This is a genomic window from Syntrophotaleaceae bacterium, assembly GCA_041390365.1.
Classification (GTDB): domain Bacteria; phylum Desulfobacterota; class Desulfuromonadia; order Desulfuromonadales; family Syntrophotaleaceae; genus JAWKQB01.
Genome location: JAWKQB010000001.1, coordinates 893,375 through 909,886 on the forward strand (window position 1 = coordinate 893,375; position 16,512 = coordinate 909,886).

The 16,512-nt window shown below is 57.1% G+C and carries 15 protein-coding genes; 14 read left to right on the plus strand and 1 reads right to left on the minus strand.

The window, feature by feature from the left end; translation table 11 throughout:
* The 10 genes from pilO to R2940_04275 all read left to right on the plus strand — a co-directional run bounded on the left by pilO (position 1) and on the right by R2940_04275 (position 10,304).
* Positions 1-567: a type 4a pilus biogenesis protein PilO gene (pilO, locus tag R2940_04230; GenBank protein ID MEZ4598978.1), complete on the plus strand. Its 567-nt coding sequence runs from the start codon at positions 1-3 to the stop codon at positions 565-567.
* Positions 564-1,424: a hypothetical protein gene (locus R2940_04235; GenBank protein MEZ4598979.1), complete on the plus strand. Its 861-nt coding sequence runs from the start codon at positions 564-566 to the stop codon at positions 1,422-1,424. Before pilO ends, R2940_04235 begins: the two co-directional genes overlap by 4 nt.
* Complete coding sequence (locus R2940_04240; protein MEZ4598980.1) at positions 1,417-3,741, plus strand: cohesin domain-containing protein; 2,325 nt, start codon at positions 1,417-1,419, stop codon at positions 3,739-3,741. The genes R2940_04235 and R2940_04240 overlap by 8 nt, the downstream gene beginning before the upstream one ends.
* Positions 3,713-4,207, plus strand: a complete 495-nt coding sequence (locus R2940_04245; GenBank protein ID MEZ4598981.1) for a type II secretion system protein — start codon at positions 3,713-3,715, stop codon at positions 4,205-4,207. The genes R2940_04240 and R2940_04245 overlap by 29 nt, the downstream gene beginning before the upstream one ends.
* Positions 4,208-4,216: 9 nt before the next feature.
* Positions 4,217-4,609 (plus strand): prepilin-type N-terminal cleavage/methylation domain-containing protein, encoded by a 393-nt coding sequence (locus R2940_04250; GenBank protein MEZ4598982.1) that lies wholly within the window; start codon positions 4,217-4,219, stop codon positions 4,607-4,609.
* A gap of 6 nt (positions 4,610-4,615) precedes the next feature.
* Positions 4,616-5,281, plus strand: coding sequence for a cell division ATP-binding protein FtsE (gene ftsE / locus R2940_04255; GenBank protein ID MEZ4598983.1), 666 nt, complete (start codon positions 4,616-4,618; stop codon positions 5,279-5,281).
* A 364-nt stretch (positions 5,282-5,645) separates the two neighbouring features.
* A complete protein-coding gene (gene ftsX, locus R2940_04260; GenBank protein MEZ4598984.1) occupies positions 5,646-6,542 on the plus strand; it encodes a permease-like cell division protein FtsX in 897 nt (298 codons plus the stop codon).
* On the plus strand, positions 6,539-7,714 hold the full coding sequence (locus tag R2940_04265) for a peptidoglycan DD-metalloendopeptidase family protein (GenBank protein ID MEZ4598985.1): 1,176 nt from the start codon (positions 6,539-6,541) through the stop codon (positions 7,712-7,714). The genes ftsX and R2940_04265 overlap by 4 nt, the downstream gene beginning before the upstream one ends.
* A gap of 27 nt (positions 7,715-7,741) precedes the next feature.
* Positions 7,742-9,055: a S41 family peptidase gene (locus R2940_04270; protein ID MEZ4598986.1), complete on the plus strand. Its 1,314-nt coding sequence runs from the start codon at positions 7,742-7,744 to the stop codon at positions 9,053-9,055.
* Positions 9,056-9,119: 64 nt separating this feature from the next.
* Positions 9,120-10,304 (plus strand): divergent polysaccharide deacetylase family protein, encoded by a 1,185-nt coding sequence (locus R2940_04275; protein ID MEZ4598987.1) that lies wholly within the window; start codon positions 9,120-9,122, stop codon positions 10,302-10,304.
* Here R2940_04275 and R2940_04280 read toward each other — a convergent pair.
* Complete coding sequence (locus R2940_04280) at positions 10,299-11,762, minus strand: ParA family protein (protein ID MEZ4598988.1); 1,464 nt, start codon at positions 11,760-11,762, stop codon at positions 10,299-10,301. The two genes, R2940_04275 and R2940_04280, sit on opposite strands and share 6 nt — an antisense overlap.
* A gap of 49 nt (positions 11,763-11,811) precedes the next feature.
* Here R2940_04280 and xseA point away from each other — a divergent pair, with 49 nt between their 5' ends.
* The 4 genes from xseA (at position 11,812) to dxs (ending at position 16,422) form a co-directional block, all read left to right on the plus strand.
* Complete coding sequence (gene xseA, locus R2940_04285; GenBank protein MEZ4598989.1) at positions 11,812-13,083, plus strand: exodeoxyribonuclease VII large subunit; 1,272 nt, start codon at positions 11,812-11,814, stop codon at positions 13,081-13,083.
* Positions 13,084-13,140: 57 nt separating this feature from the next.
* A complete protein-coding gene (gene xseB / locus R2940_04290; GenBank protein ID MEZ4598990.1) occupies positions 13,141-13,365 on the plus strand; it encodes an exodeoxyribonuclease VII small subunit in 225 nt (74 codons plus the stop codon).
* 116 nt (positions 13,366-13,481) lie between these two features.
* Positions 13,482-14,372: a polyprenyl synthetase family protein gene (locus R2940_04295; protein MEZ4598991.1), complete on the plus strand. Its 891-nt coding sequence runs from the start codon at positions 13,482-13,484 to the stop codon at positions 14,370-14,372.
* Positions 14,373-14,520: 148 nt separating this feature from the next.
* Entirely contained in the window at positions 14,521-16,422 is a 1,902-nt protein-coding gene (gene dxs, locus R2940_04300; protein MEZ4598992.1) for a 1-deoxy-D-xylulose-5-phosphate synthase, read from the plus strand.
* Positions 16,423-16,512 lie beyond the last annotated feature (90 nt).

Here is a 16,512-nt window from a genome sequence, read left to right on the forward strand (position 1 = left end):
ATGCCCAGGGAAAACTTTTTTCGCGCGCTGTGGCGGCTGAACAGGACATGGCCGGTGGTGGCGGCAGCCCTGTTGCTGCTCAATATCCTGGGCTGGCTGGTTGTCGGCTGGGTGATCGCACCCGAGGTGGAACAGGCGCGACAGGCCCTGGCCCGGCAGCAGGAGCTGCAGCGGCAGCGGCGGGCCGGAAGCCTGCCCGGCGAAAGCGGTGTCTCCTATCAGGCCGGCCGGCAGGAAATAGAGCGGTTCAGCCGGCTGTTGCTGACAAAAGAGGAGCTGACCCTTTTTTTGCAGGAGATCTACAATCTGGCACAGGAAGCCGGTCTGGATATCGAACGGATCAGCTTCCAGCCGGAGTTTCTCGAGGAGCAGGAAATGCTTCGATATACGCTCGATTTTTCCGTGACCGGCAGCTATGCCCAGATCAAGGAATTCGTTCACGGGTTCGAGACTTCGGACCGCATCATGGTTCTGGAGAAGATGAGTCTCAGCGGGGAGGAGGCGGGAGAAGATCGGGTTTCTTTGGGTTTGCAGCTGTCCACCTATTTCCGGTCGAATAAACGATGAACAGACAGAAGAAGCTTCTCTACGTTTTGCTGGGAATGTTCGTTCTGGCCCTGATCTACGCCATCAGCAGCTACCCCAGGAGGGAGCGCGTGGTGGGGGAGCCTGCTGCCGCTGTGCCAAGTCAGCAGCAGGTCCAGGCACCGGCCCCGCGGACGGGCGGACAGCAGAAACGCCTTCCGCAGGTCGAGCAGGAAGCTGAGGTTGCCGGTACTGCAGAGGTCAAACGGAACATCTTCGAACCGCTTTTCCCGCCGGCACCCCCCCCACCTCCTCCGCCGGTACCCGGTACCGGTGCAGGGGAGGGAGGTGAACCGGCCCCGCAAGATCTTCCTCCTCCTGCGCCTCCTTTTGAGCTTTTGGGTTATGTGCAGAAAAACCAGGATCAGATAGTCTTTCTCAGCAGGGCCAACGAGGTGTTCATCGTCCGCCCCGAGGAGCGGTTCGGGGAAAACAATCAGTACCGTATCATGCAAGCCGGGCCGGATCGTGTCATTATCCGGGAGCAGGGGGGGCAGGAAACCACTCTGTTCTTTTCTGAGCAGGAATCGGGTGTGCAACAGGGGGGGCAGCCTTTTTCCGGTTTTCAGGCCCCTCAGCAAGGAGAAGATCTGCCGATGCCCGAACCCCCCGCCGAACCGGAAATGTCCCCTGAAGAGCCTCAGGAGGCATTCCCCGAAGAATTCCAGGAACCACCCGAGCAGCCTGTAGATGCAGAAACCGGTCCAGCCGATGAGGAAGCAGCCACATCTCCCCTGGCACCCGGCTTGATCGATCCCGAGGATGAGTTGGACAATGGCAATGAAAACATAATCGAGGAGGAGACGGCTCCTTCCGGGAATGAGGTTCCCAATGAATAAATTGCTGAAATTTTCCTGGGTGATTATTCTGGGCAGTCTGATGCTGTCTGGTTGTGCCATCCATCAGCCCCTGGCTAAAGGGGAAGAGTTGATGGCCCAGGGGCTCTACGGGGAGGCTGTCGAAGTCTTTTCCAGAGCTCTTGATGAAAACCCGAAAAATCATGAGCTGCGGATGAAGCTTCACCAGGCCAAGTCGCAGGCTGCTCTTTCTCATCTCGAAGCGGGTAAGAAGCTTCTGGCTGAAGGGAACCTGACCGCTGCCGCTAATGAGTTCCGACAGGCTCTTTTTTTTGATCCGAGCCTGGTCGCGGGAGCCCAGGAGGTGAAGAGGGTTCAGGAACTGCTCAAGGCCGAAGAACTGATCGGGGAAGCCGAAACTTTATATCAACAGCGCCGGTTTTTTCAGGCGAAGAATCTTCTCGAAAGGGCCCTGGAACTTGCACCGGGAAACGATCAGGCCGCTAAGCTGCTGAAAACCATCCGGCAGGAGCAGTTGAACCATCTCGACGGCTATGAACTGGAGTTGGCCTCGAAGCAGCCGATTACCCTCAAGCTTCAGGGGGTTGCTGTTCGGGAAGCCTTCTCGATACTATCCCGGCTCTCCGGCATCAATTTCATATTCGACGAAACCGTTCCCTCCGACCAGGTGACCCTTTTCCTGGAAAAGGCGAGCTTTGCCCAGGCCCTCGACATTCTGCTGAAAATGAACGACCTTGGCAAACGGGTGCTGAACAGCAAGACCATCATTCTTTATCCCCGCACGGAAGAAAAAGTCAGACAGTACGAAGACCAGATCATACAGGTTTTTTACCTGTCGAATATCGACGCCAAAAAGGCGATCAACATGCTGCGGACCATGCTTCAATTGCGCAAGATCTATGTTCACGAAGAGCTTAACGCCATTGTCATGCGCGACAAACCCGACGTGATCAAGCTGGCCCAGCAGATTCTCGAAGCTGCTGATCGGACCGATTCGGAAGTTGTTTTCGCCCTTGAACTGGTGGAGGTCAGCCATAGTGATGCCCTCGACCTGGGACCGCGGCTGAGCACCTACTCCATCAGTGCAGGTTTGGCGAATGAAGCAGGAATTGTCCAGGACTTTCTTCCCGCGACCGGCAGCACGACCAGACTGGTCGACAGCTTCGGCAGCCTGGAATCTTTTTATACCCTGCCTTCGGCCACCTTCGAGTTTGCCAAAACCCTGACCGACAGCGAGATTCTTGCAAATCCCAAAATCCGGGTAAAAAACAAACAAAAAGCCAAAATTCACATCGGCACCCGCGAGCCGATCGCCACCACCAGTACCAGCGGCGACATCGTTTCAACCAATGTGCAGTATGTGGATGTCGGGGTGAAACTGGACATCGAACCGGTTGTCCAGCTCAATGGTTCCGTTGTCACCAACCTGACCCTCGAGGTCAGCAACGTCATAGACGAACGAATTATTCAGGAAAGCGGAACGACCCTGCTGACCATCTCCACCACCAATGCGGCCTCCTCCTTGATCCTGAAGGACGGGGAACGAACCATCATCGGCGGGCTTATCCGGGATGACAGGAATACGACCAAAACGACCATCCCTTTCATCGGCAGGATTCCGCTCATCGGAGAGCTGATCTCCCACCGTTCGAAGGACGAGACCAAGCGGGAAATTCTGCTGTCCATCACGCCGCACATCGTGCGCAAGGTCGACATGCCGGGACCTGACGTGGCGACCATCTGGTCCGGTGGCGAAAATGAACTGGTCGCCGGACAACGCTTCGAATCCTTTGCAAGAGGCTTTGAGCCGCAGTATGAGCAGATGGCTCCGCCCGTAGTACCGGCCGCAGTCGAGAACGGAATGCCGCTGCCGCTCCGGCCCGGTATGCAGGATGTTGCGGGACAGGTTGAGCTCGAAGCTCCGGACCATGTGACTGTCGGAGATTCCTTCAGCCTCTCGGTCAAAATCGATCAGCAGGAAAATCTTGTCGGCGCCCCTCTCACCCTGAGTTTCTCCCCCGGGCACCTTGAGGTGGTAGGAATCGATGAGGGGGATCTGCTGCGTCGGGATGGCGTCAATACGCTTTTTTCCAGTACAATCGATCGACACCAGGGGCAGATCATGATCGAACACCAGAGGCAGCCCGGCGCTCCCGGTATTTCCGGAGGCGGTACACTGGCCCGGGTCATTTTCCGGGCCAAGGCTCCGGGGATCATTTCAGTGGAACTCGATTCAGGAAGTTTCATCGATCCGGCAGGAGGCCTCTCCGCCATGGGCTCGGCCCGTACCAACATCGAGGTGAGAGCTGTTGAAACGAACGGGAACACTGTTCAATAAAAACGCTGAAGGAATCACTCTAGTCGAGCTTATTGTCGCGGTCAGCATCATGAGCATCCTGGCCGCGGCTGTTCTTCCCATGGCCGAGGTGACGGTGCAGAGGACCAAGGAGCTGGAACTGCGCCGGGCTTTGCGAATCATGCGGACGGCGATCGACGACTACAAGAAGGATTACGACAAGGCGGTGCAGGAAAAAACCATTATCCCCACGGTCAATGAAACAGGCTACCCGGAAGAGTTGGAGGATCTGGTCGAGGGGAGCGACTGGGGCGGTCTTTTTCCCTTCAAAAAGCGCTACCTTCGCCGCATTCCGCAAGACCCCTTCGATGAATATGAACAGGGGTGGGGGTTGCGGGCCTACAAGGACGAACCCGATGCCTACAGCTGGGGGGGCGGCGATATCTACGACGTTTACTCCCAGAGCGATCGCACCGCGCTTGACGGTACTCCCTATCGAAGCTGGTAAAGGAACGTGATGCGGAAAAGAACCGGCGGATTCACCCTTATCGAATTGCTGATTGTGATGACGATCATCGGCATCCTGGCCAGTATCGCCGTACCCAGCTACCAGCGCAGCGTCATAAGGTCGCGCGAGGCCGTGCTGGCGGAGGATCTGTACCAGATGCGGCAGGCCATTGACAGCTTCTATGCCGACAACGCCCGCTATCCGGAATCCCTGGAAGAGCTTCAGGAAAAGAAATATTTGCGGGGTATTCCCCGTGACCCCTTTACCAACAGCGGCGAAACGTGGTACATCATTGCACCAGAACCTACCGAAGAAGGAACACCCATTCCGGGTAGGGTGTTCGACGTGCGCAGCGGTAGCGACCTTGTCGGTCTGAACGGAGTTCCCTACAAGGAATGGTAAAGGGTCATGATACAGCTCTTCAACGTCTGCAAGTCCTACCAGAAAGATTCCTCTGCCCTGAACGACCTCAATCTTAAGATCCCCAAGGGGGATTTCGTCTACATAACCGGCCCTTCCGGAGCCGGCAAATCGACCCTGCTGAAACTTCTCTATTGCGCGGAAAAACCGAACCGGGGGCAGATTCTGATTAACGGCCAGAACATCACCCGGATGGGCTTCTCCAAAATACCCTATTTGCGCCGGCGTCTGGGCGTGGTGTTCCAGGATTTCAAGCTTTTGACCAGCCGTACCCTGTTTGAAAACGTGGCGTTTCCTCTGGAGGTGCAGGGGAAGAAACGGTTCGAAATCAGCAACAAGGTTTATCAGACCTTGAAACATGTCGGCCTGCAGAAGAAAATACATCATTACCCCCTGCAACTCTCCGGCGGTGAGCAGCAAAGGGTTGCCATCGCCCGCGCCCTGGTGGTCGATCCCCTGGTACTGCTGGCCGATGAACCGACCGGCAATCTCGATTTCGGGGTCACCATGGAAATCATGGACCTCTTCAAGGGGGCGAATGCCAGGGGCACGACTGTTCTTCTGGCTACCCACAATCGGGAAATGATTCGGCAGTTTCCAAGAAGGGTTCTGGTGCTGGAAGACGGACGACTGGTGGACGATTATACGCCTTAAAGGCCGGGGTTGGTTGCCAGTATTGCGTTCCGCAAAATTCATATGACTTGTGAGAGCGGCGTCAGCCGCGATGGCTTGCCGGTAAAATCGCTCCTAAAGGCCGCCCCTACAAAGGGGGTTGACAAGATTTTCATCCAAATCGAAATCGAAATCGGGATCGAAATCGGCCTTTGGCTTTTGACTTAGGTTTGGATACCAAAACCTAGCCAAAACGAAATGCCTAACACCCGATTTCGATTTCGATAGCAATTTCGATTTGGAAAAACCTAAAGTTTATACCCTGGCCATGGAGGAAGAAGCTTCCCAACTCGCAGAGGCGAAAACATAATTATTTATCCAACGGAATTTACGGACAGGTTTCCAAATGTTCGAACACATTCTCTATTTCAGCCGACGAGTTGCACGGAACATCCGGCAGAGTCCGGTGCTGTGTTCCGCCGCCATTGGCACGGTGGCCGTTTCCCTCACCATCGTAGCCTTTTTCGGTATTGTTGTGATCAATGTCCAGAAACTGGCCCATTTCTGGAGTGACGAAATTCAAGTGGTGGCCTATATCGACAAAGAGCCCGAAAACGATCGGCTTGCCGAATGGCGATCCATGATCGGGCGAATGCCGGAGGTCAAGGCAGTCATATTCGTTGACCGAAACGAAGCTTTTGCCCGCTTCAAGCAAAGACTGGCCCGCGATGCCGATCTTCTTGACGGTTTTGATGCCTCCATCCTGCCGGCCTCGCTGGAGATCTCCTTAAAAGACGGCTACCGGACCCGTCAGGGGGTGGAGGCCGTGGTGCAGCGTCTGCGCCAGAACCCCGATTTCAGTGATTTCAGTTACGGTCAGGACTGGCTCGAACGCTTTGAAGCTTTTCTCGGCCTTTTACGACTCGCGGGATTAGCCCTCGGAGGTTTTTTGCTGTTTGCCGCCCTGTTCATCGTTGCCAACACCATCAAGCTCACTCTTTATGCCCGGCGCGATGAGCTGGAAATCATGGCCCTCGTCGGTGCCACCCCTATTTTTATCAAGACCCCCTTCCTGCTGGAAGGGGCGGTCCAGGGAGTTCTCGGCGGCGTAATCGCCCTGGGTGGATCCTTTCTGCTCTATCAGGCATTTCTGCAGAAGGGGCTGGGTGCTTTTCTGCTCTTTTCCGGCGGCGGCGAAATTCAGTTCCTTGCCCCCCCGCACCAGGGACTGCTGGTGCTGGTAGGCATGCTGCTCGGCCTTTTCGGCAGTATGCTGTCTCTGAGAAAATTCGTTCGGATATGATGTACTGGCGGAATTTTTTCCTTCCTTTCCGATGCTCCTGGCTGGGACTGGCCCTGCCTGGCATCATCCTGCTGGCCGTTCTGGTGCCCGGTTACGGCATCGCGGACAGCAAAGGGGATCTCGAGGAGATTCAGCAGAAAATCAAAAAAATTGCCGAGGGCCTGGAGAATAAAAAGGTCGAGGAAAAGAGCCTGAAAAAGGTTATGGCCTCACTTGAACAGGAGATGGACGGACTCAGGGATCAAGAAAAAGTCGGAAAGGACGCCATCTCCAGACTGAGGCAAGAGACCGAGAAACAGCAGAAACTGATCGCCGGGATCCGGGAAAACAGCCTGCGACGGCGCGAAATGGTGAAAAACCGCCTTTCCGCCATGTACCGGGAGGGGCAGACCCCGCTTCTGCGTCTGCTCTTCTCCGGAAACTCCCCCTCTTTTATTGCAGAAGAGTACTACCTTCTGAAGCGGGTCGTTCATCAGGACCGGGAGTTGCTGGAGCAGTTCCGCAGAGATCAGGCTGAACTGCAGACACGCCTGACAGAACTTGCCGATTTGCAGGAAAAAGCTCGAACGGCTCTGGACAATCTCGAAAAGGGCCGCGAAGCCCTTGATTTCGCTTTTAAAACAAAAACCAAAATCCTCGCGCGGCTTCAAAACCAGCAGGCCGAAATGAGCGGCGAGCTTGCCCGGCTCAAGGAAAAGGCCGCCCGCCTGCAGTCCCTGGTTAAAAAGCTTGAAAGCCGAAAGGTCCCCGAGTATACTGAAAAATCTGGAGTTTTTGCCAGACAGAAGGGGCATTTGCCCTGGCCGATCAATGGAGCTGTGAAAGTGGGTTTCGGGACCTGCCGCCTGCCTTCGTCGGGAACCCTGTACGACTGCCAGGGCATTGAAATTGCTGCTTCCAAGAACCGGCCTATTCTGGCCTCCTGGCATGGAACAGTTATTTTTGCCAAACCCTTCAAAGGATACGGCAACCTGATCATTATCGATCACGGCGACAAATTCTACACCCTCTATGCCCAGGCCAGCCGCCTGCTGAAAAATGTCGGGGAAAAAGTCAAAGCGGGAGAAGCGATCGCCTACTCAGGCTTCGAGGACGCCGACAGCGTTTATTTCGAAATCCGACATCGGGGAACTCCCCTGGATCCTCTTGCCTGGCTGAAGCCGCCTTCCTGACGTTCGTTGTTTTCCGGAGAAATCTTTATGTCGAGAATCAAGCGCCCCGCTTTCCTCTTGCTGGTGCCGATCCTGTTAATGTCCTGCTGGCTGGCCCTGAGCCAGGCAGATCAAAACCCGTTGGAAAACGAGTACGAGGAACTGCGTCTCTTCACCGATGTCCTTTCCATCGTACGGCGCAGCTATGTGGAAGATGTTCCGATGAAGGAGCTCATTCATGGTGCCGTCAACGGCATGCTTGCCTCCCTGGATCCCCATTCTTCCTTTCTTCCGCCCGATATGTACAAGGAACTGGAAATAGACACCAGCGGCGAGTTCGGGGGGCTCGGCATCGAAATTACACTGCGCAACAATGTTTTGACCATCGTATCGCCGATTGAGGATACTCCTGCCGATCTGGCCGGGCTGGAAGCCGGAGATATGATTATCAAGATCGAGGGCCGCTTTACCAAGGACTTGAGCATCATGGAGGCGGTCAAGCTCATGCGTGGACCGGCCGGGAGCAGCGTTACGATCACTATCATGAGGGACGCCTTCGACAAACCGAAGGAGTTCACCCTGGTACGCGAGGTGATCAAGGTTGAGAGCATCAAGTCCCGGACCCTTGAACCCGGCATCGGCTATATCCGGGTGGTGCAGTTTCAGGAAAGGACCGACCAGGACCTGCGCAAGGCCCTTGCCCAGATAAAAAAAGCAAACAACGGCAGTCTCTCCGGCCTGGTGCTCGATCTCAGGAACAATCCAGGGGGGCTGCTCGAACAGGCGGTCAAGGTTGCGGACCATTTTCTGAGCGGTGGTCTGATCGTCTATACCGAAGGGCGGGAAGAGGGCAGTCAGATGCGGTTCACTGCGCAAAAAGAGGACAGTGAGACGGGCTATCCCCTCGTGGTTCTGATCAACGGCGGCAGTGCCAGCGCTTCCGAGATTGTCGCCGGAGCCCTGCAGGACAACGGGCGGGCAGTGATCATGGGCACCCAGAGCTTTGGCAAAGGTTCGGTGCAGACGATCATTCCGCTGAGCGACGACTCCGGTCTGCGTCTGACCACGGCCCGCTATTTTACCCCCGATGGAACCTCGATACAGGCCAAGGGGATCGTTCCCGATATTACCGTCAAGCCGCTGGAGTTCAGGGAACTCGACGAGGTGGAAGCTTTTCGGGAAAAAGATCTGCTGAATCATTTCGAGAGCGAAAGCGAGGTTGAAAAGCAGGTGCCGGCCGAAGCGGAGCCTCAAGAAATCGCTCCCGACGGATCTATCGAAGAGGATTACCAGTTGCTCCGGGCCGTCGATCTGTTGAAAGGCTGGCGGATCATGAGGAACCTCAAGGGAAAAGCCGCTTGATCTGATTTTTCTCTTTTGATGGAGCGGGGGGACGAGATTTCCCCCCGTTTTTTTGGGCGCGAGAATGTCGGGGAAAAAAAACAGCCGCAGCAGATCCGCTGCCAGACGCAAAACAAGTCGGCCCGGGGACCGCCAGAGAATCAAGCTGCTGCTGGCGGCTTTGTTCGTAGTCGGTTTTCTGATCTTATGCCTGGTGGTGCTCGGGCACCTGCGGCAGACCTATCATAGCGTGCCGCCCCCGCCGATCGTACCGGAAGTCGTTGAAAGTCCCGATCGTTCTTCTCTCATATTGGATATCCAGCTTGAGCTCGACAGTACCCTATGGCGGGCCGGTGTGCCTTTCGACCGGCTGCGGATAGTGGCCGATGCCGAAAAGGTGAGTTATGAAGTCCGGGCCGGGATGCCTGCGGAAAAGGTTCTGACGGAACTCGCCGAACGACTGATCGCCCTTTCGCCTGATGCACGGCTCGATCTGTCTACCCCGCAAAAGACCATGACCATTCGCCATGGTGGAGAGGTCCTTTTCCGGATCAGGTTTTTGGAGGACGAAAAAAAGGTTCTGCCGCCTGCTCCGAAACCGAAACTTGCGATTATCGTTGACGACCTCGGAGCGGATCTGGGAACGGCCAAGGCCCTTTTGAAGATCGATCTGCCGCTCACGTTTGCCGTCATGCCGCATGTGGGCAAGTCCCGGGAGGTGGCCCAACTGGCCCATTCCCGCAAACGGGAAGTCATGCTGCATATTCCGATGGAGCCTCAAAGTTACCCTGCGGCCGATCCCGGCAGGGGGGCCCTGTTCAACCGTCTGTCGAGAAGGGAGCTGGAAGAGCGAATGGCCGGTTACCTAAAGGAAATCCCTCATGTCGTCGGCGGGAACAACCATATGGGTTCCAGTTTCACCGAAAACCAGGACGGTATGGCCGTGGTATTTGAATCCCTTGGAAAAAGAAAGCTCTTTTTCATCGACAGCCGCACCACCCCCCGGTCGGTGGCTCCAGGGGTTGCCCGGCAGGCCGGAATCCCCTTCGCCGCTCGGGATGTTTTCCTGGACAATGTGCGGGATGTCGAAGCGATCAGCCGCGAAATTCGCAAGTTGGCCGGGCTGGCCCGACGGAACGGACAGGCCATCGGGATCTGCCATCCCTATCCACAGACCATCGAGGCTTTGTCCAGGGAGGCGGAAACCCTGCGGATGCAAGGGATCGAGGTGGTTCCGGCCTCGAGCCTGGTCAGGCCGCCTTCCTCATGATTCCGCGAAATCCGGCCGGAGTGACTCGGATCTCTCGATAACGGGAATGGCGGGATGGCCGGACAGTCGTCCAATGACGGCTGCCATGACCCGTTCGAAGTGGCTGCGCAGTTCGCCGCCCAGGATCTCTTCAGGTTCCCTTCGCTCGACCCGTCTGACCAGCAGCAACCGTCCGGAAGGAGTCCCCTTGTCATCCAGGAGGGTTTCCGCCGCCAACTGGAAAAGTCTGGTCCTTTCCCTGGAAAGAAAGCGGGTCTGGAACTCCTTCAGCTCGAGAACCTTTTTCGATACGTCCTGGCCCTGATCGTCCAATCGGCAGAAAACTGCCCTGGCGGGATCATACCCCTGGCCGGTATCAAAAGGGGCAATGGCAAAATAGGAGCGCCGGGAGGATTCCCTGAACAGTTCACGCAGAGGACTTGCAGGAGGAATCTCCTTGTCCGAATTGTAGAAATGGCGAAAAACCAGATCGGCGAAACAGTCTTCCTCAATAAAGCCGGCCTTGCGGCTGTCGGAGGTTTCCGCGTAATAGAGGGGCCCGGTTTCGGCTGACAAGTCCGGCAGCGGGTTGCCACAGATGAGACATCTGTCGTGCAGGCTGGAGCGGAGGGAACAGAAGATCTCCTGCCGTGATTCCGCCCGTTCCTGAAGGGCCTGGCTGTACCTGGCGATCCTGGGTTTCTGGCAGGCCCTGAAGTCGAGGATCACCTGACGGGCGAGATGGCTGAACTGGAGATGGACATTGGTGCCACGGCCATGAGTCAGAATCGGATAGATTTTCCCTTCCGGGTTGGTATTCAGCGATTCCACCTTGGGGCTTTTTGCGATATACCCCTCCAGGCATCGATAGCCCCGATTGATGGCATAGGCTTTGAGCAACTGGTAGGCATCCTTGAAGGGCCCGGAGTAGCGGATTCTTGAGTCGATCAGACAGGGGATCAGCCGCAGAATGCTTTTGGAAAGGCCTTGCTTCTCGCAGAATTGCTGCAGGTGCCTGCAGTTCTCCAGCGAGGGGGCATCCTTGACCGGCACAATAACCCGGTCCGCCGCGAAGACGGCGTTGCGGGTAAAAATGTCCATGGCAGGCCGCGTATCGATGATGACGATACCGGGAAGGTCGGCGGACGCCAGGGTCCTGGCCAGACAGGAGACATCATCCAGGTTTCTGCTGATGGTTTCGAGTTCCTGGCTGGAGGAGAGGAACTGGACCCCGTATTGCCCGGTTTCGACGAGATCTTCGATGCGGGCTGAGGAAAACAGGTCCTTCACGCTGCCGCGGGGCTGGCCTCGGCCGATGCGGAACATCCGGTCCACGGAAAAATGGTTGTCGAAGCTGAACAGTGTGACCGGGAGATCCTCATGGAGAGCCTTGAGGTAGATCGCCAGATTGGTGGCCAGGGTGGTTTTGCCGACCCCGCCCTTTTCACTGGAAACGGTAATCACATAGGGATGCTGCATGCTTTTCTCCTTCCTGCGGTACCTGTTGTATAGAAGGATTTGAGGTCTTATGTCAATAAAAACCCCCGACGTGTCCGGTACCGAGGTGCTGAGTGTTTCGCGCCTGGTTTTTCTGCTGCGGGATGTGGTCGAGGAAAACTTTCTCGAGGTGGTGGTCTGCGGGGAAGTGGCCAATTTCGCCACCCCCTCCTCCGGCCACTACTATTTTTCTCTGAAGGATGAACGTGCCCAGTTGCGGGCCGTCATGTTCCGTATGCAGAACCGTCTGCTCGGATTTCGACCGGAAAACGGCATGTGCGTCATCTGCCGGGGGCGCCTTTCTGTCTACTCGCAGCGGGGGGAAATCCAGTTGCTGGTCGATCATCTGGAACCCGTGGGGGCGGGGAGTCTCCAGGTCGCCCTGGAGCAGCTGAAAAAGCGGCTGGCCGCCGAGGGCCTTTTCGATACGGCTCGAAAACGTCCTCTGCCGGATTTTCCCAGGACCATCGGGATCGTCACCTCGCCTACCGGAGCGGCTATTCACGATATCCTCAATGTGCTGCGACGGCGCGGCGCCGGCCTGAGGATCCTGCTGCGTCCGGTGAAGGTGCAGGGGGAGGGCGCCGCTATCGAAATTGCTGAAGGGATCGGCGATCTCAATCGTCATGGGCAGGCCGACGTGCTGATTGTTGGACGGGGTGGTGGCTCCATGGAGGATTTGTGGGCTTTCAACGAGGAGCCTGTCGCCCGGGCCATTTTCGCCTCGGCCATCCCGGTGATTTCCGCGGTCGGTCACGAAGTCGACGTTACCATTGCAGATCTGGTGGCCGACCTGCGCGCCCCCACCCCGAGTGCGGCGGCCGAGCTGGTGGTCAAGGAGCGGCGCGCACTTGAAAGTCATCTGGATCATCTCGTCCTGCGTCTTTCCGGACAGATGCGGTCCCGTCTGCAACTGTTGCAGGAAAGGATGAAAGGGCTGGTCTATCGGCTCCGTGCCCCGATACGAGACCTCGAGCTGCAAGGCCGCAGGGTCGAGGATCTGCAGAGAAGAGCCAGCATGGCCATGCGGGGTCGCCTGGATACGGCGGCGTCGCGCCTTCGTTTCTGCTGCGGGCGGTTGGAATCCCTGTCACCCCTGCGGACCCTTGCCCGGGGGTACGCTATTGTCAGACCGGAAACGGGAGGGTTGCCGGTGAGTGACGCCGACCGGCTGAAAAAAGGGGACCGCCTCGCCATCAGCTTCGCCCGGGGCCGGGCCCTTGCAGTGGTCGAGGAGGTCAACAGGACAGGTTTTCCGGGAAAAGGGTTGACGGATGCCGGCCCGGATGCCGATAATTCATAAAAACCATTTTGCCGGTATCGGTCGAAGAACGCCCGGTTTTGTGATAAGGATAATGAAATGAACAAAGATTCAACTTTTGAAAAAGATCTGCGATCCCTGGAAACTGTGGTTGAGCAACTGGAAAGCGGAGAACTTTCGCTGGAAGAGGCTTTGAGCTGTTTTGAGGAGGGGGTGCGCTGTGCAGCCCGCTGTCAGGAACAGCTGAAAGCCGTCGAGACCAAGATCGAAGTGCTGCTCAAGCAGCACAACGGTTCATTGGTCGTGGAAAATTTTCGGGAATAATGTTTAAATTCCTCTTCCTCCGGTTCCGGGTCGGGGGAGGGTTTTTCGACGCCCGGATTTTTCATCGGTAGACGCCCCTTAGCGGCTGCATATATATTTTAAGGACTGGAGACGCAATGGAACTCAAAACCTACCTCGACGAGTGCCGCCAGAAGGTCGATGCGGCGCTGGACCGATTTCTTCCGGCGGAAGATACCCTGCCTCAGAAACTGCACCAGGCCATTCGCTATTCGGTTTTTGCCGGCGGCAAGCGCATCCGTCCGATTCTCATGATGTCGGCCTGCCAGGCCGTCGGCGGTGATGCGGGGCGGGTTCTGCCGGCGGCCTGTGCCATGGAGATGATCCACACCTATTCCCTGATTCACGATGACCTGCCGGCCATGGATGACGATGATTTTCGCCGCGGACGTCCCACCTGTCACAAGGTGTATGGGGAGGCCCTTGCCATTCTGGCCGGGGACGCACTCCTGACGGAAGCCTTCCGGCTTCTGTCCTCGCCCCCCGAGCAGGACAAGGTGCCTGGCGCTACGGTGTGCCGTGTCCTCAATATCATCGCCCTCGCCGCCGGGTCGAAAGGCATGGTTGGGGGACAGGTGGTCGATATGGAATCGGAGGGGCGTGACATAGATCTGCCGACATTGGAGTATATTCATACCCGCAAGACCGGGGCCCTCATCCTGGCTTCGGTGCAGGCAGGGGCTCTGCTGGGGGGGGCCGGCTCCGAATCGTTCGAGGCCCTGTCCGACTATGCCGAAGCCGCAGGACTGGCCTTTCAGGTGGCCGACGACATTCTGGACATCGTCGGCGACCAGGCCGTGCTGGGCAAGGATGTCGGCAGCGACGCAGCTCGCGGCAAGGCGACCTATCCGGCACTTCTCGGTCTTGAAACCGCCAGGGAACGGGCCCGGGAACTTCGGGACCTGGCCATCGAAGCTCTCTGCGGTTTCGATCATCGGGCCGATCCCCTGCGGGAAATCGCCCATTATATTGTCAACCGGTCTTTCTGATCCGGCACTGCGCCGGGCTGGACCGAAACCGTGGAGGGATGATTTTTTTCGCCTCCATCCCTAAGCAAAAAGCAGCATTTCCTGATAGTACAACGATTCCTCCATCCGGATCTTCCGGATAGAACCTTCCGTTCACGGAGTTTTCCTGATGAGTATTCTGCAGACCCTGCAATCCCCGAGGCAGCTCAAGGAACTGAGCGTGGCCGATCTGGAGATCCTTGCAGAGGAGATTCGTGCCAGGATCATTGAAACCGTCTCCCGAACCGGGGGCCACCTGGCCAGCTCCCTTGGTGTCGTCGAGCTGACCATCGCCCTGCATCGCGTTCTGGATGCCCCTGAGGACAAGATCGTCTGGGACGTCGGTCATCAGGCCTATGCCCACAAGTTGCTGACCGGTCGTCTGGACCGTTTTCATACACTCAGGCAGCTGGGTGGAATCAGCGGATTTCCCAAACGGGCGGAAAGCCCTTATGATGCTTTCGACGTGGGGCATTCCAGTACTTCCATTTCCGCGGCCCTCGGGATGGCGGCCGCGCGGGACTGCAAAGGCGGGACCGAAAAGGTGGTGGCCGTTATCGGCGATGGTTCCCTGACCGGAGGGCTGGCTTTCGAGGGACTCAACCAGGCCGGTGACCTGAAGAAGAACCTCATTGTCATTCTTAATGACAACGAGATGTCCATATCCCCGAATGTCGGAGCTATCAGTTCGCTCATCAACCGGAAATTGACCTCCGAGCTGGCGGTTCGGTTGAAAAAGGAGGCGGAAAATTTTCTCAATCATGTGCCCCGGGTCGGCAAGGATCTGCTCAAGGTAGCCCGCAGGGCCGAAGAGGCCTTGAAGGGCTTTTTCACCCCCGGCATGCTGTTCGAGGCTTTGGGTTTCGATTATGTCGGCCCTCTCGGAGGGCACCGGATCGGCCGCCTCATCGAATCCCTGGAAAACGTGGTCCATCTCGAAGGCCCCGTTCTGGTCCATGTCGTCACCCGAAAGGGGAAGGGCTATCAGCCGGCCGAAAAGCAGCCCTCCCTGTTCCATGGCGTCGGACCCTTTGACGGGCAGACCGGTGAAGTGAAGGGAGACAAAGGGGGGATCGCCACCTATACCGGTGTGTTCGGCAGGACGCTGACGGAGCTCGCCGAAAGGGACGAACGGATCATCGCCATTACCGCTGCCATGGAAGAAGGCACCGGGCTGGGTGAATTCTCCCGGCGTTTTCCTGAACGCTTTTTCGATGTCGGCATCGCCGAACAGCATGCGGTCACCTTTGCTGCGGGGCTTGCCAGTCAGGGTTTGAAACCGGTTGTCGCTCTCTACTCCACGTTTTTGCAGCGGGCTTACGACAATATCCTGCACGACGTGGCCCTGCAGAACCTGCCTGTCACATTTGCCATCGATCGCGGGGGTCTTGTGGGCGCCGACGGCCCCACGCACCACGGGACCTTCGACTTCTCGTTTCTGCGTCACATACCGAACATGACCATTATGGCGCCCCGGGATGAAGCCGAGCTGCGGCGTGCCGTGGTGACCGCTCCGCTGGTCGAAGGGCCTTTCGCTTACCGTTATCCTCGGGGCAGGGGGATAGGAACGACTCTCGAGGATGCTCCCGAACCCTTGCCCATCGGCCGGGGAGAGAAACTGCGCGACGGTCGGGAGGGGGTTATTTTCACCCTCGGCACCACCTGCCATGATGCCCTTAAAGCCGCTGAACTCCTCGCTGCGGAAGGCCTTTCCCTGTCGGTGGTCGATGCCCGTTTCCTGAAGCCGCTCGACGAGGATCTGCTGGTGAACGAAGCCCGCTGCCACGGCGCGGTCATTACAGTGGAAGAAAATGTACTGCAGGGAGGTTTCGGTTCCGCGGTTCTCGAGCTTTTCAATATCCACGGCCTGTCGCCCAGACTTCTGAGGATCGGATTGCCGGATGGTTTCGTCGAACAGGGCACCCAGCAGGAACTGCGTGTCCGATGCGGTCTGGATGCAGCGGGAATCGCTGCTCGGATTCGCCCCTTTCTGCTCTCGGCAGCGAAGGTCGTCAGTACTTTTTCTTCTTGATCCTTTTCTCTGTTCCGCAGAGGGTCTGCTCTTTCACAGCCGCCCGCAGAGGGCGGTTTTTTTTCGGCAGATTTGTTAACCAGAAAATTG

Bases quoted from the DNA above. Each gene is read 5' to 3' on its own strand.
- R2940_04250 (MEZ4598982.1), top strand. From the start codon at position 4,217: ATGCGGAAAAGAACCGGCGGATTCACCCTTATCGAATTGCTGATTGTG.
- R2940_04235 (MEZ4598979.1), top strand. From the start codon at position 564: ATGAACAGACAGAAGAAGCTTCTCTACGTTTTGCTGGGAATGTTCGTT.
- pilO (MEZ4598978.1), top strand. From the start codon at position 1: ATGCCCAGGGAAAACTTTTTTCGCGCGCTGTGGCGGCTGAACAGGACA.
- ftsX (MEZ4598984.1), top strand. From the start codon at position 5,646: ATGTTCGAACACATTCTCTATTTCAGCCGACGAGTTGCACGGAACATC.
- R2940_04280 (MEZ4598988.1), bottom strand. From the start codon at position 11,762: ATGCAGCATCCCTATGTGATTACCGTTTCCAGTGAAAAGGGCGGGGTC.
- R2940_04265 (MEZ4598985.1), top strand. From the start codon at position 6,539: ATGATGTACTGGCGGAATTTTTTCCTTCCTTTCCGATGCTCCTGGCTG.
- R2940_04270 (MEZ4598986.1), top strand. From the start codon at position 7,742: ATGTCGAGAATCAAGCGCCCCGCTTTCCTCTTGCTGGTGCCGATCCTG.
- xseB (MEZ4598990.1), top strand. From the start codon at position 13,141: ATGAACAAAGATTCAACTTTTGAAAAAGATCTGCGATCCCTGGAAACT.
- xseA (MEZ4598989.1), top strand. From the start codon at position 11,812: ATGTCAATAAAAACCCCCGACGTGTCCGGTACCGAGGTGCTGAGTGTT.
- ftsE (MEZ4598983.1), top strand. From the start codon at position 4,616: ATGATACAGCTCTTCAACGTCTGCAAGTCCTACCAGAAAGATTCCTCT.
- R2940_04240 (MEZ4598980.1), top strand. From the start codon at position 1,417: ATGAATAAATTGCTGAAATTTTCCTGGGTGATTATTCTGGGCAGTCTG.
- dxs (MEZ4598992.1), top strand. From the start codon at position 14,521: ATGAGTATTCTGCAGACCCTGCAATCCCCGAGGCAGCTCAAGGAACTG.
- R2940_04275 (MEZ4598987.1), top strand. From the start codon at position 9,120: ATGTCGGGGAAAAAAAACAGCCGCAGCAGATCCGCTGCCAGACGCAAA.
- R2940_04295 (MEZ4598991.1), top strand. From the start codon at position 13,482: ATGGAACTCAAAACCTACCTCGACGAGTGCCGCCAGAAGGTCGATGCG.